Source organism: Mesorhizobium sp. BR1-1-15 (assembly GCF_020165475.1).
Taxonomy (GTDB): Bacteria; Pseudomonadota; Alphaproteobacteria; order Rhizobiales; family Rhizobiaceae; genus Mesorhizobium.
The window spans coordinates 1-21,374 of sequence record NZ_JAIUIF010000014.1 but is presented as its reverse complement, the minus strand read 5'-3'; the positions used below and the strand labels follow the sequence as shown (position 1 = coordinate 21,374).

The following is a 21,374-nucleotide window of genomic DNA, read 5'->3' as shown; positions in this document are numbered from 1 at the left end:
GCGTGGTTGTAAGAGCGGTTCATCGTTCCACGGAAACGTCGGACCGCCTCTTTGATACAATTCCCCAGGGAAAGCGCTAGGCGCTTTTCCCGGGAAAACCGCTTCACACTTTTCCTGGAATTGCGTTAGGCATCATCCATAAATGCATGACAAGCATGGACACTGGTCCATTCGCGGAGGAATTCATGGCCCTGAGCGACCTCAATCCGGTCGAGCGCAACGAAGAAGGCATCGCCGCCGTGCTCGGCATCCTCAAGCAGCGGTTTGGCGAGCGCTTTCAGACCGGCCAGGCGGTTCGCTCCCAGCATGCGCATACGACAACCTACATCCCGACGCAGGCACCGGACGGCGTCGTCTTCCCGGAAACGACCGCCGAGGTACAGGAGATCGTGCGCGCCTGCGCCGCGCACCGCGTGCCGGTGATCGCCTTCGGCGTCGGCTCGTCGCTCGAAGGCCACACCAACGCGCCGGGCGGCGGCATCTCGGTCGACACTTCGCGGATGAACCGGATCCTATCGGTCAATCCGCAGGATCTCGACTGCACGGTCGAGCCCGGGGTGACTCGCGAGGATCTCAACCGGCATCTGCGCGACACCGGCCTGTTTTTTCCAATCGATCCCGGCGCCAATGCCTCGCTGGGCGGCATGGCTGCGACACGGGCCTCAGGCACCAACGCGGTGCGCTACGGCACGATGCGCGAGAACGTGCTGTCGCTGACGGCCGTCATGGCCGATGGCGAGGCGGTGACCACTGGCAAGCGGGCAAAAAAAAGCTCGGCCGGCTACGACCTGACACGGCTGCTGGTCGGCTCGGAAGGCACGCTCGGCATCATCACCTCGCTGACCTTGAGGCTGCAAGGGATTCCGCAGGCGATTTCCGGTGGTGTCTGCCCGTTTCCGAGCGTCGAAGCGGCTTGCAACGCCGTCATCGCGACGATCCAGATGGGCATTCCGGTGGCGCGCATCGAACTGGTCAACGCGCTGCAGATGCGGGCGATGAAGACATATTCCAAGCTCGACTATCCCGAAAGCCCGTGCCTGTTCGTCGAATTCCATGGCAGTGATGCCGGCGTTGCCGAGCAGGCCGAGACCTTCGGCATGATCGCCGAGGAGAATGGCGGCGGACCGTTCCTGTGGACCAGTGTCGCCGAGGAGCGCACCAAACTTTGGAAGGCCAGACATGACGCCTATTGGTCGTCGCTGACGCTGCGGCCAGGCGCCAAGGGCCTGTCGACCGACGTCTGCGTTCCGATCTCGCGTTTTGCCGAATGCGTCACCGAAACCGAGGCCGATATCGCCGAAATGGGGCTTGTCGCGCCGATCGTCGGCCATGCCGGCGACGGCAATTTCCACGTCCTGGTGCTGATGGACGTGAACGACCCGAAGGAAATCGCGCTGTCGGAAAAGTTCGTGGCGCGGCTCAACATGCGGGCCATCGCCATGGAGGGCACCTGCACCGGCGAGCACGGCATCGGCCAAGGCAAGATTGGCTTCCTGCGCCATGAGCTCGGCCACGGCGTCGACATCATGCGCACGATCAAGCAGGCGCTCGATCCGCTCGATATCATGAACCCGGGCAAGATCCTGCCGGCTGCCGAGTAGACGCCGTCATCGGCTCGTCTTGACCCCACCTCCAATCGGGCCGAGACTCCGTGTGCTGAAGGCCCAGAAGACGGGCAACCCAAGCGGAGGAGTGGTGTCATGGCGATTTCACGCAAGGAAGAAGCGCGCGCGCTGAGTGCCGACGAACACGAGCTGGTGGAAAAATCGCACCATCCGGCGGTCCAGGACCTTTCTGACGCCGATCTGTCCGGCCTCGTCAAACGCCTTCGGGAGCGGCGCGACAAGGCGCAGACCGAGGCGCATCGACGCCGGCGCGAAATCCGGGGCAAGGGCACACCGAAAGGGGCTGTCGCTTCAAAGGCCGATGGCGGCTCTCAGTTGAAGCTTGCGATGCTGGCGACGGCCATGCGGCGGTTGAATGGCGAGGCCGAACGGCGCCGCCAGTTGACGGCGCGCGTCTCATTGGTCGACAGCGCGCGCAAGGCGCTGGCCCTGAAGCAGAAAGCGCCGACGGATGGTCCAGCGTTCAACGCGCGCACTGCGCACAAGGGCATGCGAGCGGTGGCAAACCAGAGGACGCCGAATCTGGTTCGGCCGGCTGAGCTCGGCCGACAACGCAAAGCGGCCAAGGTGGCGCAGGCAAAGCGCGACGCGCGTTGAATTCGCACTGATGACGCCGATGATCGCGTGCTGATCTCCGCAGCACGCCGAAGCACGACAAACGCTTCTCCGCCGGCACGTGGTCGGTAGGCCGCTTTGCTGTGTGCGTCGTTTACCGAGTGGCCAACTTCTCTGGCGCTGCCTCGGCAAGCACCTGCAGCATCGGCCGTGTCGGTGCGAAGAATGTCGTGCCGGTGTGAGGGGTGGAGAAATCAAGCAGCCGGTCGTAGGCGCCGGGCGGGTCGCCGACATACATGCGCTGCAGCATCTTCTCGATCACCCAGAGATATCTCGAATAGCCGATGAAGTAGGTGCCGAATTCCCGTTGCCCCGGCCGGCCGAACGGCATGTTGTCGCGCAATATGTCATGTTCGGTGCCGTCGGCATCCTCGATGGTGGCGAGCGACTTGTGCGATTTGCGCGGCGCTTCGTCATCATCGATTTCGATGTTGTCGATCTTGGTTCGGCCGATGATCGCCTCCTGCACGGGCGTGGGGATTCGCGCCCACGCTTGGAGATCGTGCAGGTATTTTTGAACGACGACATAGCTGCCGCCGGCAAAATCGGGATCTTCGTCGCCAACGAGCGCCGAGGCGGGCAGATCGAGGCCGGTGGGGTTGGCTGTGCCGTCGACGAAACCGAGCAGGTCGCGGGCATCGAAATAACGAAACCCCGAGACTTCGTCGACGACGGTCACGCCGGCACCAAGCCTGTCCAGCAGGATACGCTCGAACTCGAAGCACATGTCTGGCCGCTCGGAGCGGATATGGAAGAGAAGGTCGCCCGGCGTCGTGGGCGCGGCGTGAACCGCACCCTTGATCGGCGTGAACCGCTTCAACTCCGCCGGCCGCCGGCCGGGGTTGAGCCGGTTCCATAGATCGTGGCCGATGCCGGCGATGCAGGACAGGCGGCCGCCGAGGTCGCGGAACCCGACAGTCTTGACCAGGTCGTCAAGGTCGCCGAGTACGGAACAAACCTTTCCGAGAACCGCCTGTTCATCGGCTATGGTGACGACAAGGAAAATCGCTGATTGCGAAAGCGGCGCGTCGACGCTCTGCGCATCGATCGGCACACGGTCCCAGTTCTTCCCCGACATCCCCAATTCTCCGCTTTTCCAGGATTGTTTCAGACGATCCCGGATCGGAAAACGCCGCGACCGGAACAGGGCGAGGACGCCCAAAGCAAGGTATCGCGATCAAGAGCGACCGCGCAACATCGAACGCCGTCCATGGTTGTCGCCGACGACGATCGAATTGCCTCTTTATCGACACGCGGATGCAGGTAGAGTGCGGCTGATTTCAACCAAACCGTTCGGAACTGATGCTCGCACGCCTGTTCGTGATCTTTGGTGGCCTGTTCGTGCTGGTGCTGTGCGCGGCGCTGGTGGGGCCGTATTTTGTCGACTGGTCCGGCTATCGGGCGCAGTTCGAGCGCGAAGCGAGCGCCATTCTCGGCCGCAAGGTGACCGTGCAGGGCGACGCCACGGCGCGCTTGTTGCCGTTTCCGTCGGTAACCTTCTCCAATGTCGCCGTTGCCGGCGGCCCCGCCGGCCAGCCGGCGATGACCGTCGAGACGTTTTCGATGGATGCGGAACTGGCGCCGTTCCTGCGTGGCGAGGTGCTGATTTTCGACATGCGGCTGGTGCGGCCGAAAGCGACGATCGACATCGCCGCCAATGGCACCGTCGACTGGGCGATGCGGCCGTCCTCGCCCTTCAACCTCAACCAGATCTCGATCGAGAAGCTGACGGTGACGGAAGGGCAGATCGAGCTGCGTCATGCCGCCGGCGGACGCAGCCACACCATGTCCGAGATCAATTCGACCATTTCGGCCAAATCGCTGGCGGGCCCGTGGCGCATGGATGGCACGTTGAGGTTCGACGGCCTGCGCACGACGGTTGCCGCCACTACCGGCAAGGCCGAAGCCAACGGCCAGATGCGGTTTCGGCTCAAGGCCGATCCCGACGCGTATCCGCTGGTCATCGAAACCGACGGCAATGCCGGCATCGTCAACGGCGCCGCCATCTACTCCGGACAGTTCAAGATTTCCGGCGCCGATAAGAACTCAGCCCAGTTGCGGGGCACCGATGGCGAGACGGTGAAGGTCGGCACCGGCAAGTCCAATCCCGGCTTTCGGGTTAACGGCAAGTTCGCGCTCGATCACCAGAAGCTCGGCATCGATGAATTCCGCTTCGAGACCGGACCCCTCGACAATCCCTATACCGCCGACGGCAAGGCCTCGATCGATCTCGGCCAGAAGCCGAGCTTCGCCATCGAGGCCAATGGCGCGCAGGTGCAGTTCGACGAGGCCGTGGGTGCGGCAGGCGCCGGCCTGACACTGGATCAGCGCATTGCCGGACTGGAACAGGCTTTGCTCGACCTGCCCAAGCCGACCATTCCCGGAACGGTCGAGGTCAGGTTGCCGGCCGTGGTGGCCGGTGACACCACGGTTCGCGACGTTCATCTTTCCGCCGAGCCGGTCGATGGCGGCTGGTCGGTGAAATCGCTCGCCGCGACACTGCCCGGCCGCGCCACGCTGGAGGCCGACGGCCTGCTCAGCGTCGAGAACCATTTCGGCTTCACCGGTTCGCTGCTGCTGGCGGTGGCGCAGCCTTCCGGCTTCGCTGCCTGGTTGTCCAAGGACGTCGACGAGGCGATCCGGCGTCTGCCCGCCGCCGGCTTCCGGGCTAAAGTCGATCTCTCCGAAAAGCGCCAGGCCTTCAGCGATCTCGAACTGGTCCTGGGCAAAGCGATGTTTTCCGGCCGCATCGATTCCAGCCAGCCCGACGACGCCAGGCCCTCGGTGCTGATGCGGCTGGAAGGCGGCGATCTCGATGTCGACGGGCTAGCGGCCTTCGCTTCGATCTTCATCAGTGACAAGGGCGCCAACCGATTTGCCGACCGCGACCTCGATTTCCAGATCAAGGCGGGACCGGTCAGTGCCGGAGGCTTGACCGCCGACACGGTCGACACCGCGCTCAGGCTGCGCGACGGGCTGCTTGAGATCGACCGGCTGTCGGTGGGCGGGCTGGCTGGCGCGTCGATCAGCGCCACAGGCCGGATCAAGGATTTCCCAGCGAGCCCGACCGGCAAGCTTGACGCCTCCGTGGTCGCCGTCGACCTGAAGCCGCTGATAGACGTGGCGGCGCAGCACTATGCCGACAATGCCGTGCTCAAGGGACTGGCAAGCCGCGCCGCTGCTTATCCCGACCTGTTCCAGGACTCGCGCGTCGATCTTGTGGTGAGTGCTGCCGACAATGGCGACGGCACAACAGGGCTTGCTGTGAGCGGGCAAGGCAAGGCCGGCGGATCGTCCTTTTCCGCCTCGCTGTCGGGGAAGGGAGCGGTCGACAAGCTTCTTGAAGCGCCTGTGGCGCTGACCTTCAATGCCAGGAACCCCGACGCCACAGCGCTGCTGGCACTTTACGGCTTGCCGGCACTGCCGCTCGGCATGCTCGGCGAGGCAAGCACCGACATCCAGGCCAAGGGCACGCTGGGCGGCGGCCTGGCGACGAGCTTCAGCCTTGCCGGCAACGACTTCAACGCCGGTTTCGACGGCACCGTAGCCGACACGCCGCAAGGTCCGGTCGCGAAGGGCAAGGTCAGCCTCGATACGGCCGACATCGAGCCCTGGCTGATGACATCGGGCATAGGCCTGCCGGGCATGGGGACAGGCACGTCGACGTCGCTCACCGCGCAGGCCGATTACGGCAACGGCCTACTGGTGCTCTCCGGCCTCAACGCCGCCATCAACGAATCTGCGGTGTCGGGTGACGTGAACATCGACGTCAAGGAGGGGATTGACGGCAAAGATGGCGTGCCGCATCTGGCCGGCTCGCTGGCGCTCGACGAACTTGATCTCGACCCGATGGCGGTGGCGCTGTTCGGCGATTCCGCGTTCACGGACAAGAGCGGAGACAACAACGGCGGTGTGTGGCCGTCGGCCCCGTTCAGCCAGAAATCCAGCCTTCCATTCACGGCCGATCTCGACTTGACCACGGCTTCCCTTGCCGCAGGGCCATTCGCGACCGCCTATGACGCGGCCTTGTCGCTGAAGCTCGACCAGGAAGGCATCCGCGTGTCCGATCTCAAGGCGAAATTCCTTGGCGGTGCGCTGACCGGCCTGTTCGAATTGAAAAACAATGACGGCACTGGGCTTTTCACCGGCCAGATGAAGCTCGCGGACGCCGATCTGCCAGCCTTGCTGCCGGATGCCGGCATCGGCGGCAAGGGGGATGTCTCCGCGGCGTTTTCGACAAGTGGCAAATCGGTCGACGCGATGGTTGCCGCTCTGTCGGGTTCGGGCACGGCGGCGCTGAAGGGCGTCACGGTCGCCGGCGTCAATCCCAATGCGTTCAGCACCTTCCTCGCCAAGGCGGACGCGATCGGCCGCGATATCGATGCAGCCAAGACCGCCGGCTTCGCGCCCGCTATCGCGGCAGATGGCAGTTTCGCGGCAAAGGATACCGACATCGCCTTCACCATTGCAGGTGGCACGCTGCGAGCGCCGCCGATCAGCCTCGAAAATCCTTCGGCGACCTTGTCCGCCGACATCACGGCGGACCTCAATGCCGATACGGTCTCCGCCAAGGGCGCGGTCACCTACCGGCCCGGCGACGAAGCGCTCGTCGGTTCCGAACCGGCGATGAATTTCAGCGTCGAGGGGCCGTTCGGCGCCGTCAAACGGCAGTTCGACAGCGAACCGCTGGCGCAGTTCCTGACCCAGCGCGCGCTCGAGAAGGAGCAGCAGCGGGTCGAGGCGATGCAGGCCGCGTTGCTGGAGAAGCAGCGGCTGCGGCGCGAGGTGCGCTATTACGCTGCGTTGCAGGACCAGCGCGACAAGGCGGCCGAGGAGCTGCGACAGCAGGAGGAGGCGGCGCGGCTGAAGGCCGAGGCCGACGCCAAGGCGAAAGCCGAGGCGGAAGCTCAGGCGCGAGCCGAAGCAGAGGCCAGGGCCAAAGCGGATGCCGAGGCAAAGGCCAAAGCCGAGGCGGATGCCAAGGCAAAGGCCGAGGAGGCGATGCGGACCGCCTCGCAGGAGAAGGCAAGGCTGGAAGCAGAGCGCAAGGGCGCCGAGCAGGCGCCGAACCCGGAACGGGCGCCGCCGCCGGTGGCCAACGACAATCCGCCTCCGGCCAAACCGCAGTTCAATCCGTCTACGATCGACAATTTGCTGAAGTCTTTGCAGTAGGGCAGTAGGGCAGTAGGGCAGGGGATTTCCCTCGATCGTTCAAAGAACGAGCAGTTCGGCGCTGTCGGCGACGTAGCGGGCGTGACGAAAATCGCGGATGGCGGCAAGCTTGCCCTCCTGCCAGACCAGCAGGATGAAATAGGCTGGTCGCGCAGCCGGGTCGTTGCCGTCGTGAACGAGGACCACCGGCCTGTCCTCGACGAATCCCGGCACGAAACGCCAATCGCGGAGGCGGGAATAGTTGTGGAAATAGGTAGCCACTTCCTTGGGTCCGGTAAACCGCGTCCTGGCCACCAGCTCCAGGCGAACTTCATCGGCGAGCATGTCGCGCACGGCGTCGAAATCACGGGCGTTGAAGCGATCGATATAGGCTTCGAGCAACAGGCGTTCAGAGACGCCCAGCCTGGGAACCGGCCGATCCTCGGGCTCGGCGGCGAGCTGGCGCAAGCGGCCGCGGCCACGATGCAGCGCCGCCTTGACGGCCGGGACGCTGGTGTCCAGCGCGGCGCTGATCTCTTGCAGCGAATAACCCAGAACGTCCATCATGATGACGCTGCTGCGCTGCGCGACGGGCAGGCGCATGAAGGTGTGCAGGCCGGCGGCAGCGGCCTGACGGTCGAAGGTGGCGTTGGCCGGGTCGACGATCATGTCCGGATCCTCATCGGAAAAGGCCTTTTCGCGGGCTCGCCGGCGCAGAAAGTCGAGTGCCGTGTTGTGCGCGATGCGGAACAGCCAGCCCTCCGGATTTGCGATCTGGCCGGCGTTCGGCAAAGCCTCGAACGCCTTGGCCAGCGCTTCCTGCAACACGTCCTCGCCGTCGAAGACGGAACCCGTCATGCGCGCGCAATAGCGGTGCAGCTTTGGGCGCAAGTCCCCAAGCAGGCGTTCGATGAGCGCGCGGTGCCCGCCAGGAATGAGGATGTTCATACGCCCGCCGTTCTCCACATCGCTTGACCGCGCCTAGTGGTCCAGCATCCGGTAACTGCCCACTACCGTCATCGCCTCGCGATGCGGAGGCTCGATGCAGCGATCCCTGATGCCGTTCTGAAAAGTCGCGAATGCCGCTAGCCCCGGAAGGGTGCCGGCCTGCTCCTCGGTTGCCGCCTCGACCAGATGGAAGAAGGTACCGTCGCCGGACCGCCATGTCATGTAGCGAAACCCTTCGGGCGATTTATCCCGCAATTCCTGGAACACGGCCTTGACCAGCCGCTCGTTCTCGTCGACCAGCTCCGGTTTGGTCCTGTAACGTATCAAATGGTGTTTCATCTTGTCTGTTCCTTTGCCGGCCCTGCACCTTGCAGGTCGCTCATGTCCGAGACGAAGCGGCGGAGCCAAAGGATTCGGGGTTTCCGGAATTTTTTTATGCGGCCCCTTATGTCCCATCTTCCCGATGGTAGCCGGGCTTCGCAAAAGTTGAATGGACGACGGCGCGTTGCTGACGGCTGTCGCGATCTCATCGTGCGCTCACCGTCGATCGAGGACGGTATGTCGGGCCTGTGGTTGGGCCAACAACGCCCAGGACATGCGCGGCAGTTATTCGACCAGAATGCGCGCTTCCCTCGCGGCTTCGACAAAAGCATCCCTGGCGGTATCGGCCGATACGCCGCCGTTCATGGCCTGTCGGCACGCCCGCAGCGCAGCCTTATGCTTGATGCTTCCCGCATCGCGCCAGTGATTGGTAAGAAGGTCGAGAGCTTGTTCGGCATTGGACAGATTTCGAACGTCGCCAGTAACGCCTGTGGAAACCGGGACTGCCTTGGAAAACCAGATGTTGTACATGGCATAGCCTCCATTCAGCTAGGTTGCGAAACTTGTCTCTGGAGCGTGTCGCGGTCCTTTCGGGCGAGCACGCTCCTCAGCATGGGTTCGATGCGCGAAAGCTCGTCGAGATGCACGGCCGACAAGTCGGCGAGGCAGGCATCGGCCCGCTCGGTCAGTTGCAGCAGCACCTTGCGCTGGTCGTCCTTGTCCTGATCCCTGACGATCAGCCCGGCCTCGCACAGGCGGTTGACCAGTTCGACGGCGCTATGATGACGGATGCGCAAGCGTTCGGCGAGGTCGCCGATGGCTACCGGGCCTCCGCCCGGAAAACCCTTGATGGCGAGCAGTGCCTGATGCTGGCGCGATGTCAGACCGGCGTCTTCGGCCTGTAGCTGGCTGAATTCCAGGAAGCGGCGGATCAGATAGCGGAACTCCGACAGCCGCTGGTAGTCGGCCTGGCTGATGGCGGGGCGGGGTTTTTGCGGATGCGACATATCAGACATGTGTTGTCATTCCAGCCAAAGCTCAAACGATTTCGGGCCAAGTCCGCTTGAATATTTATATCGTATTACGATACATAGCCGCCGGCAAAGCCGTTTTGACGGTTTGCCGATCCTCCAACAGCGACACGCCACGGAAAGCAGGCAGGCAATGAAGACCGAACAGGGCAGTCCCGGACATCTGCGCGATTTCACCACCGACGCCAGGGTGTTGCTGATCGCTGGCATCGCGGTGGTGGTGGCGACGGCCGCGCTGTTTGCCGGCATCATCCTGCTGAAATTGATCCGGCTCGCCACCAACGTCGCCTATTTCGGTCAATTCACGCTCGCCGATCTGAGGCTGGAGGACACGCCGCTTGGCTATGCCGCCGTCGCCGTGCCGGTGATCGGCGCACTCATTATCGGCCTGATGGCGCGCTACGGCAGCGAGAAAATCCGTGGCCACGGCATTCCAGAAGCGATCGAAGCGATCCTGCTCGGGCGCTCGCGGCTGGACGCCAAGGTCGCAGTGCTGAAGCCGCTGTCGTCGGCGATCTCGATCGGCTCCGGTGGACCGTTCGGCGCCGAGGGCCCAATTATCATGACCGGCGGCGCCATCGGCTCGCTGATCGCGCAGATGCTGCCGGTCAGCGACAATGAGCGCAAGACGCTGCTGGTGGCGGGCGCCGCCGCGGGCATGACCACCGTGTTCGGAACGCCGATCGCCGCCATCATGCTGGCGGTCGAACTGCTTCTGTTCGAGTGGACGCCGCGCAGCTTCATTCCGGTGGCGGTGGCTGCCATCGTGGCGGAGGTCGAGCGCACCATGCTGCACATGCCGGGACCGATCTTTCCGTTTCAGGGCGGCATGGCGATTTCCTTTGCCGGTCTTGGCGGCTGGGTCCTGATCGGCGTTGCCGCCGGCCTCCTGTCTGCCTTGCTGACGCAGATGGTCTATGCCTGCGAGGACGGTTTCCAGAAGCTGCCGATCCACTGGATGTGGTGGCCGATGCTCGGCGGCCTCGCCGTTGGCATTGGCGGCTTGATCGAGCCGCAGGCGCTCGGCGTCGGCTACGACAACATATCCAACATGCTGGACGGCCGTACGATCGCGACGGCGGCACTCCTGTTGTTGGTGGTGAAAGCCGTCATCTGGTCGGTGGCGCTGGGCTCGGGAACGTCGGGCGGCGTGTTGGCGCCACTGCTGATCATGGGCGGCGCGATGGGCGCGGTGCTCGCCGGCATCCTGCCGGCGGCCGATCCCGGCTTCTGGGCGCTGCTGGCGATGGCGGCGACCATGGGCGGCACGATGCGCGCGCCGCTGACCGCGACCTTCTTCGCGGTCGAATTGACCGGCAACACACATGTGCTGGTGCCACTGATCGCGGCCTGCGCCGCCGCCCATGCGGTGACGGTGCTTTTGATGAAACGTTCCATCCTGACCGAGAAGATCGCCAGGCGAGGGCATCATCTGGTGCGCGAATACCGGGTCGATCCGTTCGCGCTGACCAGGGTGCACGAAGTGATGACCACGCAGGTCCAGAGCGTGCCGGCGACGATGACGCTGCATGGCGCAGCGGCATTCCTGACCGCGCCGGAGACGCGTCATCCGAGCTTCCCGGTCATTGACGGCAACAGGCAGGTGCTCGGCCTCATCGATCCACCGGCGATCCTGCGCTGGCGGCGCGCCGGCAAGCACCGCACGACGACGCTCGGCGACTTGCTGGCCGGCAGCAAGGTGACGCTTGCCTATCCCGATGAATATCTGGAAGGCCTGTCGGACAAGCTCTTGACGGCCAACGTGTCGCATCTGCCGGTCGTGGCACGCGACGACGGAACGCTGGTCGGTTACGTCGGCTGGAAGGACCTGATGCGCGTCAGATCCAGGAAGCAGGCGGAGGAGCGCGATCGCACGGCCCTGCTGGGGTTCGGCACCCGCCGCGGGAAACAGGAAGGCGCTGCCTGACGGGCGTCAGACATCAGGCGCGGCCGCGCTTCGCCCAGGCCAGTACATGGATCCGGAGCGCCGAGGAGAGATTGGTGTCTCGCGGCCGGTTTTCGTCGACTTCCGCGACCAGCGCGGCAAGGGTCAGATTGCGCGCGACGGCGATGGCGACAAGGTCGTCAAAAAACGGCTTTTCGAGCGAATAGCTGGTGCGGTGGCCACGGATCGTCACCGAGCGTTTTTCGACCGGGCTCACCTGAAGCTCATTTGGGGTCCGGATCGGGCGACGGTTGACGCCGACGGCCCGCGACGAAGGACTCGGCCTTCTCGGCAACCAGGCGGTCGCGTTCCTTCTCTGCCCCGGAGCGGCCGTACAGGGCGCGGTTCTGGCTGGCAGTGCGTTCCTTCTCCAGCCTTGCCTTCTGCTTGCGAGCCTGGCGCAGATTGACGATGTCGGCCATGACGCGCGACCCGAAGGCTTATTTCTTGCGGAAGGCGTCGAGCGAGACGACTTCGGCGCCCTTGGCGGCATCGGCATCGGCCGCCTTCTTCTCGGGTTCGGCGGCCTTCTTCTCAGCCTTCGGCTTTTTCTCGGAGACGATGGCGAGCGGTTCGGACGCCGGCTGGGAAGCTGGCTCGTCATCTGACTGGCCTTCGGTCTTGACGTCGAATTCGAGTTCGAAGTTAACCGACGGATCGTAGAAGCCGCGCACCGCCGAGAACGGGATTTCGAGTTTTTCCGGCACGTCCGAGAAGGAGAGCCCGACCTCGAAACCGGTCTCGGTGACCTTCAGGTCCCAATACTGGAACTGGATGACGATGGTCATCTGCTCCGGATAGCGCTCGCGCAGCCGCGAAGACACGCGCACGCCGGGCGCGCCGGTCAGGAAGGTGATGAAGAAATGATGGTTGCCGGGCAGGCCGGTGCGCGCGACCTCGGCCAGGACTTTGCGCATGACGCCGCGCAACGCCTCCTGGGCCAGAATGTCATAGCGGATGTGGTCGTCGGCCATGTGGCGGTCGGGTTCCGTTGAATCGTCCGCATAGCTGTAATCAAGCTTGAGCGCGGCGTAAACCGCATATAGACCGCCGCCGCGAGGAAGCGAGGACGATTGCCGAGATTTGATCGCGGAAGCCGGCTTGCGTCACCCGCAAATGTCACGCGTTGGCAAGCGCGGCGTGTTTCTTGACGCTGGTCGGGGAGGGGCGCTTGCCGAAAGCGCGCAGGAAGGTGCGCACGCCATTTGTCGCCGATTGCATGACCTCGTCCTCGGCCGGGGTGCCGCCGAGCATGAAGGTCGTCTGCAATTCAGCATTGACGAGGCCGAGGAACTGCCGCGCCGCGACGTCGGGGTCGTCGATCGCGAGGTAACCGCCATAGGCAAGGCGGGCGAAGCGGGCGGCGATTGCCGGCCATGTCCTGCCAGGACCCTGTTCGCGCCATTCGGCGAACAGTTCGGGGTAGCGCTCGCCTTCGGTCTGGATCAGCTTGCGCAGGAATTTTCCGTCGCGGTTGCAGATGCAGTTCTGGTTCAGGCGCACGGCAAAGCCGATCAGATCCGCTTCCAGATCCCTCGGCTGGTCCGGGAACGTGGCGATGGTGGCGAAGATGCCGGCATTGCAGCGCTCGGTGAGATCGCGGACTACGGCGATGAAGAGCTTTTCCTTGTCGCCATGGTGGTTGTAGACGGTCTGGCGCGAGACACCCGCCTCGGCGGCGATCAGGTCGATATTGGCGCCGGCAAAGCCCTCGCGGCAGAACACGGAAGCGGCTGCGTCGACCACCGAGATGCGCTTGGCCTCGTGGCTGCGTGGCGGGAAACTGTCAGGAGAAACACCCGGTCTCATGAAAATCTATATAGAGGTGATTGACGATTTAGACAAGACTGTCTAAATTTGTGGACACGCTATAAGTGGTTCACCTCTGGACAGGCGAACAATTCGCTCTCGGAGAGTCGGAATCCCACGGGATCGAACGTCCTGGGGTCAGACGTCGCCTTGCGGCGGCAACCAGATTCGAAAGAAGCCAACATCATGAGTCCCAAATTCCTCCGCATCGCGGTCGTGCTCGGCCTGTTGTCCGCCATCGGGCCCTTCGCCATCGATATGTATCTGCCCGCATTGCCCTCGATCGGCGCGGATCTCAACGCCGGCACCGCAGCCGTGCAGATGAGCCTTTTGATCTTCTTCCTGTCGATGGGCTTCGGCCAGATCGTCGTCGGGCCGATCTCCGATATGGTCGGACGCAAGCTGCCGCTCTATGGCGGTCTTGCGCTGTTCATGGTCGGCGGCGTCGGTTCGGCATTGGCGCCGACCATCGAATGGCTGATCGCCTTCCGTTTCCTGCAGGGCCTTGGCGCCAGCGCCGGCATGGCCATTCCGCGCGCGATCGTGCGCGACCTGCACACTGGCAACGAAGCCGCCAAGCTGATGTCGTTGCTGATGCTGGTGTTCTCGGTATCGCCGATCCTGGCGCCGCTGACCGGCAGCCAGATCATCGAGAGTTTCGGCTGGCGCGCCGTGTTCTGGACCGTCACGGCCGCAGCGGTGCTGGCAACCATCCTGCTCGCGACCTCGCTCAAGGAGACGCGGCCGGCTGAAGAACGCGCCGGTTCTTCCTTTGGCACCGCCCTTTCAGGCTACCGTTTCCTGATGGGGGACCGCAATTTCCTCGGCCTGGTGGCGATCGCGGGCTTCGGCATTGCGAGCTTCTTCGTCTATCTGTCGAGCTCGTCCTTCATCCTGATCGACCATTACGGCCTGTCGCCTTCGGTCTATAGCGTGTTCTTCTCGATCAATGCCGTCGCCTTCATCGGCATGTCGCAGCTCACCGGCCTGCTTTCCGAGCGTTTCGGGCTCAAGCGGGTGGTGTGGGTGGCGGTGACCGGCTACGCCACGACGATGGTGGCACTGTTCGCTGTCATGGCTTCCGGTGTGGACCGGCTGGATGTGATGGCGGCGCTGCTGTTCGTCGGCTATGGCTTTCTCGGCCTGGTCATTCCGACCACCTCGGTATTGGCCATGGAGGAGCATGGCGAGATCGCGGGCACGGCTTCGGCGCTGATGGGCACGCTGCACTTCGCCATCGGTGCGCTCGCCATGGGTGTCGCGGGCATCTTTTTCGACGGCACGCCGTTGCCGATGGTCGCCGGCATCACGCTCTGCGCGGTGATCTCCTTCACCCTGGCCAAGATCACGCTCGGCCGTTCGCGCGAGGCCGTCGAAGCGCCGGCGGAGTAGGCAATCGCCAATAAATTGAAAGAGGCCGGGAAATTGAAAGAGGCCGGGGCGATCCCGGCCTTTTTCATGCCAATCCCGTTTCGTCCAGCATGAAGCGCAGCCGTGTCTCGACAGGCGCCAGGGGCAGCCGTACCAGTTCATAACCGAGTTCGGCATAGACGCCGACCAGCGCGTGACAGGTACGCTCGGCTTCGTCGAGCGTTTGCTTGCGTTCTTCATCCTGCGTGAAGATTTCGGGCCAAGGCGGGGCAACGAAGACACGAGGGTTGTAGCGGCAACGCTTCGCTGCGATGCCGACGTGATCGGGCACCGGCAGACCGCTGAGGCGGAGATAGCCCAGCGTGTCGGGCACGCCACGATCGAGGAAGACCGGTCCTTCCTGTTCGATCGCGGCTTGGTACGAGCGCATCTCCCAGGACAGCATCAATTCGGCAAACAATGCGCGATCGCTCCAAGGCAAAGCGGAGCCGCCAATGGCGGACTGGTCGCGAATGATGCCGCGTCCGGCCTCGACCGAGGTGGCGAACCCTGCACGGCGCAAGGCTTCGATCAGTGTGGTCTTGCCGGAGCCCGGACCGCCGGTCAGCACGAAGAATCGGTCGGAATTGTTTTGCATTTTTTACCCATGTCGAAGGAGGCACGCGGCTCCACTGCGTCGCCTCCCATGGGCCGAACGAAGTCTGGCCGGCGCGAGCGTGCCGTTGCGCGTGATGCCGATGAAAAAGGGGAGAAGTGGAGGTTTCTGTTGCCAGGTACCTCCGAACCCCGCCTAGAAGTGCGAACCCCTAGGGCTTGATTTGAAGCTATCGCACTGCATTAAGCAGCGAGACGTGCTTCCGCATAGTTGTCGTTGGCAACTATAAGTTTAGCCCGATGACGGTGGTACAATGCCGGGCAAAAGTACGATCTTTACACCTTCGTCGATCCTATTTCGCCCCCAGCAAAAGCCGCTCCGTCTTCCAGAGCGGTTTTTGGTGGAGGCGCCGGGTACCGCCCCCGGGTCCGAACGGCTTATTTCATCGCCAGTTTATCGCCATAGTCGGTCAAGCCGACGAAGCGAATATAGGGGTCCATCGCCAGAAATGAAAGACCGCAATGTGCTTTGTCCCTGTGTCAAAATGCGACGCGGCAGGGTTGACTTGGGAACGGTCTCAACCGAAGCTTTGCCGCGGTGAGGAGTTACCGACCGAGCGCACGAGTTGCGGAGCGCGCCACAGCCCTCATCGACCGGATCCGTGGCGCCGACGAGGGGAATTTTGATGGCCGACTATCTTGCAGACGTGAAGAAATACGACGCCGCGGCGAGTGCGGAAATTGTTGAGAAGATCGTCAAGCATCTGGGCATCGCGCTCAGGAACCGCGACTCCTCGCTGGTGTCCTGCACCGATCCCAAAGAACTCGAGCGCGTCCGGGAAAACTGGGTCGGCAAGAAGCTCGGCGTCGCCGATGCGGCGAAGGCAGATGCTGCGATCGAGAAGACCTGCAAGGCGATGGCCGCAGACAACACCAAGAATCGAGTGACTTTTTACTACCTCGTTGCCAAGGACCTGGGAAAGCTCGGTTCGCTCTGAGAATTCCGTGCTCGCGCGGCTGCTGAAGCGCGCCGCTGGTTTGTAACGGGCACGGCTTGTGCTGCCCCTCATCTGGCTGCCGCCATCTTCTCCCCGTATAGAGACGGGGAGAGGAATGCTGTCACCGATGGTTTCGCCAATTGCCGGGGTTGCAAGACGGACACCGAGGCTGCGGCCAGTTTGCTTGGATGTCGGCGCAGACGCCGAAACGGTGATGAGGCAAGCGTCGCCTGCGCCGTTTTGATGTGTTCGGCCGCCTGTCTAGCAGCTATAATGCTCGCACAATCGAATCGAGCCGAACCGATGCGCCAGTATCTCGACCTTCTGCAGCACGTGCTGGATCATGGCGCCGACCGCGGCGACCGCACGGGCACGGGCACGCGCTCCGTGTTCGGCTACCAGATGCGCTTCGATCTGGCGCGCGGCTTTCCCGCCACCACCACCAAGAAGCTGCACCTGAAATCGATCATTCATGAGCTTTTGTGGTTCCTGGCCGGCGAAACCAATATCAAATATCTGACCGACCATGGCGTTTCCATCTGGGACGAATGGGCTGACGAGAATGGCGACCTTGGCCCCGTCTATGGCAAGCAGTGGCGTTCCTGGCCGGACGGCCATGGCGGGTCGATCGATCAGATAACCAATCTTGTGAAAGAGATACGCCGCAATCCTCAATCGCGGCGGCTGATCGTTTCGGCCTGGAATCCGGCCGAGGTGGAGGCGATGGCGTTACCGCCATGCCATTGCCTGTTCCAGTTCTACGTCTCGGAAGGCCGGCTTTCCTGCCAGCTTTACCAGCGTTCCGGCGACATCTTCCTCGGCGTTCCGTTCAACATCGCCTCCTACGCCCTGCTGACGCTGATGGTGGCGCAGGTGACCGGCCTGAAGCCCGGTGATTTCGTCCATACGCTCGGCGACGCACATCTTTATTCGAACCATTTCGAGCAGGCGCGCGAGCAGCTGCGGCGCACGCCAAGAACGCTGCCGACCATGTGGATCAACCCTGAAGTGAAGGATCTCTTCGCCTTCCGCTTCGAGGATTTCCGGCTGGAAAATTATGTCGCCGACGCGACGATCAAGGCGCCGATCGCGGTCTGAACCGCCGGCGCAACCTTGCCGACCTGATGTCTCGAGGCCGTGGCGATGGTGGTGCCTCGCCGGTACGTCGTTTTGATATCTTTTCGACAAGATCGGTCGACCTTACCCTCAGGCCAGGAGATTTCCGGGGAGGCGTCCATGCGACTGCCAGCAGCGGTATTTGCGCTCGTCTTTGTCTTCGCTTTCAATGGCCGCGCATTTGCCGAGTGCGGGTGTGAATGCATCAACAACAGCATGAAGCCGTTCTGCGACGATCCAGCTGCGAAGCTGCCAAACTGTCCCCGCGCGACTTGCAAGCCCGCTGACGCAGAGGGGAATGACCTTCCCGCAAGCGCCATATCAAGCGAGACGCGGTATGTCTGCAAAGTGCGGATGGTGAAGACGCCGGAAGGCTCGTTTCGACACACACTTATCTGCATTTAGACATTGTCTCGCCTCTCCCAATAGATCACGGCGGCGACAGCTATGTCGCCCAAAAGTGACCGCGGTTTTGGGGGAACGACGCGCTTTAGAAGATTTCAGCCTTGGTTCCGTCGAGGGCAACGGGCGCCGATTTTCTTGTGACGTCTTCGTCTGCCTTTCGCTGTATCCGTGCTGGTCTATCGCAGGTCGCGATGACGCCGCGCATTCAATGGCGACGCTGGGCGAAAAACCTTTCCTTGTTATATTCATCCGGATATATCGGATGGCAGGCTTCGAGCAGGCCGGATGCCAACTCAGGGAGAGCTTCATGACGCGCAACGGTTTTGCAGTGGCGGCGGTCGCCATTGGTGGCTTCGCGGCGGCGTGGACGGCAGCAGTGCCGGCGGCGCGCGCGCAAGACGAGGTCGTGGTGTTTGCGGCCGCCAGCCTCAAGGACGCGCTCGACGCGGTCAACAAGGCCTGCGCGGCTGATGTCGGCGAAGCGGCGACCATCTCCTACGCGGCGAGTTCGGCGCTCGCCAAGCAGATCGAAAGCGGCGCGCCGGCGGACGTCTTCATCTCGGCCGATCTCGACTGGATGAAGTATCTTTCCGACAGGAAGCTGACCAAGCCCGATACCGAAGTGAAGCTGCTCGGCAACCAGATCGTGCTGGTGGCGCCGAAGGATTCGGGCGTTGAAGCCAAGATCGAAAAGGGTTTTGATCTGGCCAAGCTGGTCGGCGACGGCAAGCTCGCCATGGGCGACCTCAAGGCTGTGCCGGCTGGCAAATACGGCAAGGCCGCGCTTGAATCGCTCGGCGTCTGGTCCTCGGTCGAGGGCAAGGTGGCGCAGGCCGAGAATGTGCGTGCGGCACTCAAGCTGGTCTCGACGGGCGAAGCGGCTCTCGGCATCGTCTATGCCACGGACGCGCATGCCGAAAAGGGCGTCAAGGTGGTTGGTGTTTTCCCCGAGGATTCACATCCGCCGATCATCTATCCGGTTGCCCAAACGGCTGATTCGAAGGACAAGGACACGCCTGCCTTCCTGAAGTGCCTGCGGACGGCAAAGGCCTCGGATCTATTCAAGGAGCAGGGTTTCACGGTCCTTGCGCCTGTCAACTAGGATAGCCACCTGCGCATGAACTGGCTGCTGGACCTCACTCCCGACGAATGGAATGCGGTCCGGCTGTCCATCAAGGTGGCGACAGTGGCGATGATCGCCAGCCTGCCGCCGGGCATAGCGATAGCGCTGCTCCTGGCGCGCGGCCGATTCTGGGGCAAGACGCTGCTCAACGGGCTGGTGCATCTGCCGCTGATCCTGCCGCCCGTGGTGACCGGCTATCTCCTGCTTCTGACCTTCGGCAAGCGTGGGCCGGCCGGCGCATTCCTGGCCGAGCATTTCGGCATCGTCTTTTCCTTTCGCTGGACGGGTGCGGCTCTTGCCTGCGGCATCATGGGTTTTCCGCTGATGGTGCGGGCGATCCGATTGTCGATCGAGGCCGTCGACCGCAAGATGGAGGCGGCGGCCGGAACGCTCGGCGCCAGCCCGCCATGGGTGTTCGGCACCATCACCTTGCCGCTGATCCTGCCCGGGCTGATCGCCGGTGCCATCCTCTCCTTCGCCAAGGCGATGGGCGAGTTCGGAGCGACGATCACCTTCGTCTCCAACATCCCGAACGAGACGCAGACGCTGCCATCGGCAATCTACACATTCACCCAGGTGCCGGGCGGCGATGCCGGCGCGCTTCGGCTGACGCTGATCTCGATCGTCATCTCGATGGCCGCCCTGGTGGCCTCGGAAGTGTTGGCGCGGCGCGTCGGCCGGCGGATGGACATTGAATGACGGTCCTTGTCGACATCCGCCATCGGCTCGGCGATTTCCCCCTCGACATCCGCTTCGAGAGCGCCGGGCGGCTGACGGCGCTGTTCGGGCCCTCCGGCTCGGGCAAGACGACGCTGATCAATATGATTGCCGGGCTGATCCGGCCCGACCAGGGACGCATCGAGGTCGATGGCCGTGTGCTGGTCGACACGGCCAAGGGCATTTTCGTGCCGAAGCACAGGCGCCGGATCGGCATGGTGTTCCAGGACGCGCGTCTGTTTCCGCATATGAGCGTGGCGAGCAATTTGCGCTATGGCCGCTGGTTCACGCCGGCGGCGGAGCGTTATGCCGAGATCGACGCCGTCGTCGAATTGCTCGGCATCGAGCCGCTGCTGGCGCGGCGGCCGGCAAAGCTCTCGGGCGGCGAGAGGCAGCGCGTCGCGATCGGCCGGGCGCTGCTCGCCAGCCCCCGGCTGTTGCTGATGGACGAGCCGCTGGCCTCGCTCGACGAGGCGCGCAAGTCCGAAATCCTGCCCTACGTCGAGCGGCTGCGCGATGAGACGAAAATCCCGATCGTCTATGTCAGCCATTCGGTCGCCGAGGTGGCGCGGTTGGCGAGCGACGTGGTGATGCTGGCGCAAGGCAAGCTTGCCGCCAGCGGCCCGACCACGGCTGTCATGCAAAGGCTGGACCTTCTGCCGGCGGAGGAGCGCGGCGAGGGCGGCGCGGTGCTGGACACCAGCGTACTTCATCATGACGAGGTTTTCGGCATGACGGTGCTTGGCTCGAACGCCGGCGAGATACGCGTGCCCAAGCTGGCGGCGACGGTGGGCGCGCCGGTGCGCATACGCATCCGCGCTCGCGACGTCCTGATCGCCACCGAACAGCCGTCGGGTCTCAGCGCGCTCAACATCCTGGCCGGCACGATCGTCGCGATCAGGCCGGGCGAGGGGCCGACGGTCGAGATCGGTATCGACTGCAACGGCGCGACCGTGCTGGCACGGGTCACCGAACAGTCGCGGCAGGTTCTGAAGCTGCGGCTCGGCGGACAGGTCTTCGCCGTGATCAAGACGGTGAGTTTCGACCAGGCAAACACCGGGGGCGGGCTCCCCGCGGAGGCGGATGGCTGAGACGGCGAGTGGGTCTTTGCGCTATATCTATTTGGAATAGCGATGCCGCCAAAGACGCTCTAACATGGCAGGCGTGATCGCGGAGGAAGAAAATGCCGTCGCTGAGCTTGCGGATAAACCTCGACCCCGACGGGCGCATCGGGCCGGGCAAGATCGAATTGCTGGAGCAGATCGCCGCCTTCGGTTCGATCTCGGCCGCCGCGCGCGGCATGGAGATGTCCTACAAGCATGCGTGGGACCTGGTCGAGGACATGAACCGGGTGTTCGGCAAGCCGCTGGTGGCCGCGCAGACCGGCGGCCGCAAGGGCGGCGGCGCGCAACTGACGGCGGTGGGCCTGGCCGTAGTCAGCCGTTTCCGCGCCATCGAACGCGCGGCGGCTTCGGCCGCCGCGACGCATATGGAGGCGTTGCAGGCGGAGATTGAGGAGGGGTAGGGCAGTAGGGCAGTAGGGCAGTAGGGCAGTAGGGCAGTAGGGCAGTAGGGCTGTAGGGCTGTAGGGAAGTAGCGCGGTAG

At 63.5% G+C, this 21,374-nt stretch carries 21 protein-coding genes and 1 other RNA gene; 11 read left to right on the top strand and 11 right to left on the bottom strand.

Translation table 11 applies throughout. The features are described 5' to 3' along the window. Nucleotides 1–185 precede the first annotated feature (185 nt). Together LB541_RS21620 and LB541_RS21615 are read left to right on the top strand one after the other, a co-directional pair. Complete coding sequence (locus LB541_RS21620; RefSeq protein WP_140521185.1) at nucleotides 186–1,601, top strand: FAD-binding oxidoreductase; 1,416 nt, start codon at nucleotides 186–188, stop codon at nucleotides 1,599–1,601. 99 nt (nucleotides 1,602–1,700) lie between these two features. Beyond that, entirely contained in the window at nucleotides 1,701–2,222 is a 522-nt protein-coding gene (locus LB541_RS21615; protein WP_140495292.1) for a hypothetical protein, read from the top strand. 112 nt (nucleotides 2,223–2,334) lie between these two features. On the opposite strand, the gene LB541_RS21610 is transcribed toward LB541_RS21615, so the two are convergent. Further along, on the bottom strand, nucleotides 2,335–3,318 hold the full coding sequence (locus tag LB541_RS21610) for a Dyp-type peroxidase (protein WP_140495294.1): 984 nt from the start codon (nucleotides 3,316–3,318) through the stop codon (nucleotides 2,335–2,337). A gap of 224 nt (nucleotides 3,319–3,542) precedes the next feature. Here LB541_RS21610 and LB541_RS21605 point away from each other — a divergent pair, with 224 nt between their 5' ends. Then, nucleotides 3,543–7,412: an AsmA family protein gene (locus tag LB541_RS21605; protein ID WP_140648725.1), complete on the top strand. Its 3,870-nt coding sequence runs from the start codon at nucleotides 3,543–3,545 to the stop codon at nucleotides 7,410–7,412. A 39-nt stretch (nucleotides 7,413–7,451) separates the two neighbouring features. Here the strand turns inward: LB541_RS21605 and LB541_RS21600 are convergent, their stop codons facing one another. From LB541_RS21600 to LB541_RS21585, 4 genes are all read right to left on the bottom strand, one after another. Further along, nucleotides 7,452–8,339, bottom strand: a complete 888-nt coding sequence (locus LB541_RS21600; RefSeq protein WP_140516537.1) for a sigma-70 family RNA polymerase sigma factor — start codon at nucleotides 8,337–8,339, stop codon at nucleotides 7,452–7,454. Nucleotides 8,340–8,372: 33 nt separating this feature from the next. Beyond that, complete coding sequence (locus LB541_RS21595) at nucleotides 8,373–8,678, bottom strand: hypothetical protein (RefSeq protein ID WP_140495300.1); 306 nt, start codon at nucleotides 8,676–8,678, stop codon at nucleotides 8,373–8,375. Nucleotides 8,679–8,945: 267 nt separating this feature from the next. After that, a complete protein-coding gene (locus tag LB541_RS21590) occupies nucleotides 8,946–9,191 on the bottom strand; it encodes a DUF982 domain-containing protein (protein ID WP_140495302.1) in 246 nt (81 codons plus the stop codon). A 14-nt stretch (nucleotides 9,192–9,205) separates the two neighbouring features. Next, entirely contained in the window at nucleotides 9,206–9,676 is a 471-nt protein-coding gene (locus LB541_RS21585; RefSeq protein WP_140516535.1) for a MarR family winged helix-turn-helix transcriptional regulator, read from the bottom strand. Between the two features lie 148 nt (nucleotides 9,677–9,824). On the opposite strand from LB541_RS21585, the gene LB541_RS21580 reads away from it, so the two are divergent. Then, entirely contained in the window at nucleotides 9,825–11,618 is a 1,794-nt protein-coding gene (locus tag LB541_RS21580; protein WP_140648727.1) for a chloride channel protein, read from the top strand. 13 nt (nucleotides 11,619–11,631) lie between these two features. Here the strand turns inward: LB541_RS21580 and LB541_RS21575 are convergent, their stop codons facing one another. The 4 genes from LB541_RS21575 to LB541_RS21560 form a co-directional block, all read right to left on the bottom strand. Then, the gene (locus LB541_RS21575) at nucleotides 11,632–11,853 is read right to left on the bottom strand and encodes a ribbon-helix-helix domain-containing protein (RefSeq protein WP_140648729.1); all 222 of its coding nucleotides are present in this window, start codon (nucleotides 11,851–11,853) and stop codon (nucleotides 11,632–11,634) included. A 7-nt stretch (nucleotides 11,854–11,860) separates the two neighbouring features. After that, on the bottom strand, nucleotides 11,861–12,058 hold the full coding sequence (locus tag LB541_RS21570) for a DUF4169 family protein (RefSeq protein WP_140648731.1): 198 nt from the start codon (nucleotides 12,056–12,058) through the stop codon (nucleotides 11,861–11,863). An 18-nt stretch (nucleotides 12,059–12,076) separates the two neighbouring features. Beyond that, a complete protein-coding gene (locus tag LB541_RS21565; protein WP_140495312.1) occupies nucleotides 12,077–12,610 on the bottom strand; it encodes an SspB family protein in 534 nt (177 codons plus the stop codon). A gap of 145 nt (nucleotides 12,611–12,755) precedes the next feature. Next, entirely contained in the window at nucleotides 12,756–13,445 is a 690-nt protein-coding gene (locus LB541_RS21560; RefSeq protein WP_140648733.1) for a TetR/AcrR family transcriptional regulator, read from the bottom strand. 186 nt (nucleotides 13,446–13,631) lie between these two features. Between LB541_RS21560 and LB541_RS21555 the strand changes: the two genes are divergently transcribed. After that, a complete protein-coding gene (locus LB541_RS21555; protein ID WP_140516527.1) occupies nucleotides 13,632–14,837 on the top strand; it encodes a multidrug effflux MFS transporter in 1,206 nt (401 codons plus the stop codon). 64 nt (nucleotides 14,838–14,901) lie between these two features. On the opposite strand, the gene LB541_RS21550 is transcribed toward LB541_RS21555, so the two are convergent. Both LB541_RS21550 and ssrA read right to left on the bottom strand, forming a co-directional pair. Next, a complete protein-coding gene (locus LB541_RS21550) occupies nucleotides 14,902–15,453 on the bottom strand; it encodes an AAA family ATPase (protein WP_140516525.1) in 552 nt (183 codons plus the stop codon). Nucleotides 15,454–15,568: 115 nt separating this feature from the next. Further along, nucleotides 15,569–15,929: a transfer-messenger RNA gene (gene ssrA / locus LB541_RS21545) on the bottom strand. 167 nt (nucleotides 15,930–16,096) lie between these two features. On the opposite strand from ssrA, the gene LB541_RS21540 reads away from it, so the two are divergent. The 6 genes from LB541_RS21540 (at nucleotide 16,097) to LB541_RS21515 (ending at nucleotide 21,294) form a co-directional block, all read left to right on the top strand. Continuing rightward, on the top strand, nucleotides 16,097–16,408 hold the full coding sequence (locus LB541_RS21540; RefSeq protein ID WP_140495320.1) for a DUF2853 family protein: 312 nt from the start codon (nucleotides 16,097–16,099) through the stop codon (nucleotides 16,406–16,408). A gap of 303 nt (nucleotides 16,409–16,711) precedes the next feature. Continuing rightward, the gene (locus tag LB541_RS21535) at nucleotides 16,712–17,506 is read left to right on the top strand and encodes a thymidylate synthase (protein WP_140648961.1); all 795 of its coding nucleotides are present in this window, start codon (nucleotides 16,712–16,714) and stop codon (nucleotides 17,504–17,506) included. Nucleotides 17,507–18,236: 730 nt separating this feature from the next. Continuing rightward, the gene (gene modA / locus LB541_RS21530) at nucleotides 18,237–19,031 is read left to right on the top strand and encodes a molybdate ABC transporter substrate-binding protein (RefSeq protein WP_140564223.1); all 795 of its coding nucleotides are present in this window, start codon (nucleotides 18,237–18,239) and stop codon (nucleotides 19,029–19,031) included. A gap of 15 nt (nucleotides 19,032–19,046) precedes the next feature. Further along, the gene (gene modB / locus LB541_RS21525; protein WP_140648735.1) at nucleotides 19,047–19,751 is read left to right on the top strand and encodes a molybdate ABC transporter permease subunit; all 705 of its coding nucleotides are present in this window, start codon (nucleotides 19,047–19,049) and stop codon (nucleotides 19,749–19,751) included. Then, a complete protein-coding gene (modC, locus tag LB541_RS21520) occupies nucleotides 19,748–20,860 on the top strand; it encodes a molybdenum ABC transporter ATP-binding protein (protein ID WP_140675354.1) in 1,113 nt (370 codons plus the stop codon). The genes modB and modC overlap by 4 nt, the downstream gene beginning before the upstream one ends. Nucleotides 20,861–20,952: 92 nt before the next feature. Further along, nucleotides 20,953–21,294: a winged helix-turn-helix domain-containing protein gene (locus tag LB541_RS21515; RefSeq protein WP_140495328.1), complete on the top strand. Its 342-nt coding sequence runs from the start codon at nucleotides 20,953–20,955 to the stop codon at nucleotides 21,292–21,294. Nucleotides 21,295–21,374 lie beyond the last annotated feature (80 nt).

Excerpts from the sequence above, each read along its gene's own strand:
- LB541_RS21580 (WP_140648727.1), top strand. The coding sequence starts at position 9,825 with ATGAAGACCGAACAGGGCAGTCCCGGACATCTGCGCGATTTCACCACC.
- LB541_RS21615 (WP_140495292.1), top strand. The coding sequence starts at position 1,701 with ATGGCGATTTCACGCAAGGAAGAAGCGCGCGCGCTGAGTGCCGACGAA.
- LB541_RS21555 (WP_140516527.1), top strand. The coding sequence starts at position 13,632 with ATGAGTCCCAAATTCCTCCGCATCGCGGTCGTGCTCGGCCTGTTGTCC.
- LB541_RS21590 (WP_140495302.1), bottom strand. The coding sequence starts at position 9,191 with ATGTACAACATCTGGTTTTCCAAGGCAGTCCCGGTTTCCACAGGCGTT.
- LB541_RS21620 (WP_140521185.1), top strand. The coding sequence starts at position 186 with ATGGCCCTGAGCGACCTCAATCCGGTCGAGCGCAACGAAGAAGGCATC.
- LB541_RS21600 (WP_140516537.1), bottom strand. The coding sequence starts at position 8,339 with ATGAACATCCTCATTCCTGGCGGGCACCGCGCGCTCATCGAACGCCTG.
- modA (WP_140564223.1), top strand. The coding sequence starts at position 18,237 with ATGACGCGCAACGGTTTTGCAGTGGCGGCGGTCGCCATTGGTGGCTTC.
- LB541_RS21570 (WP_140648731.1), bottom strand. The coding sequence starts at position 12,058 with ATGGCCGACATCGTCAATCTGCGCCAGGCTCGCAAGCAGAAGGCAAGG.
- LB541_RS21565 (WP_140495312.1), bottom strand. The coding sequence starts at position 12,610 with ATGGCCGACGACCACATCCGCTATGACATTCTGGCCCAGGAGGCGTTG.
- LB541_RS21585 (WP_140516535.1), bottom strand. The coding sequence starts at position 9,676 with ATGTCTGATATGTCGCATCCGCAAAAACCCCGCCCCGCCATCAGCCAG.
- LB541_RS21535 (WP_140648961.1), top strand. The coding sequence starts at position 16,712 with ATGCGCCAGTATCTCGACCTTCTGCAGCACGTGCTGGATCATGGCGCC.
- modC (WP_140675354.1), top strand. The coding sequence starts at position 19,748 with ATGACGGTCCTTGTCGACATCCGCCATCGGCTCGGCGATTTCCCCCTC.
- LB541_RS21515 (WP_140495328.1), top strand. The coding sequence starts at position 20,953 with ATGCCGTCGCTGAGCTTGCGGATAAACCTCGACCCCGACGGGCGCATC.
- LB541_RS21595 (WP_140495300.1), bottom strand. The coding sequence starts at position 8,678 with ATGAAACACCATTTGATACGTTACAGGACCAAACCGGAGCTGGTCGAC.
- modB (WP_140648735.1), top strand. The coding sequence starts at position 19,047 with ATGAACTGGCTGCTGGACCTCACTCCCGACGAATGGAATGCGGTCCGG.
- LB541_RS21560 (WP_140648733.1), bottom strand. The coding sequence starts at position 13,445 with ATGAGACCGGGTGTTTCTCCTGACAGTTTCCCGCCACGCAGCCACGAG.
- LB541_RS21550 (WP_140516525.1), bottom strand. The coding sequence starts at position 15,453 with ATGCAAAACAATTCCGACCGATTCTTCGTGCTGACCGGCGGTCCGGGC.
- LB541_RS21605 (WP_140648725.1), top strand. The coding sequence starts at position 3,543 with ATGCTCGCACGCCTGTTCGTGATCTTTGGTGGCCTGTTCGTGCTGGTG.
- LB541_RS21610 (WP_140495294.1), bottom strand. The coding sequence starts at position 3,318 with ATGTCGGGGAAGAACTGGGACCGTGTGCCGATCGATGCGCAGAGCGTC.
- LB541_RS21540 (WP_140495320.1), top strand. The coding sequence starts at position 16,097 with ATGGCCGACTATCTTGCAGACGTGAAGAAATACGACGCCGCGGCGAGT.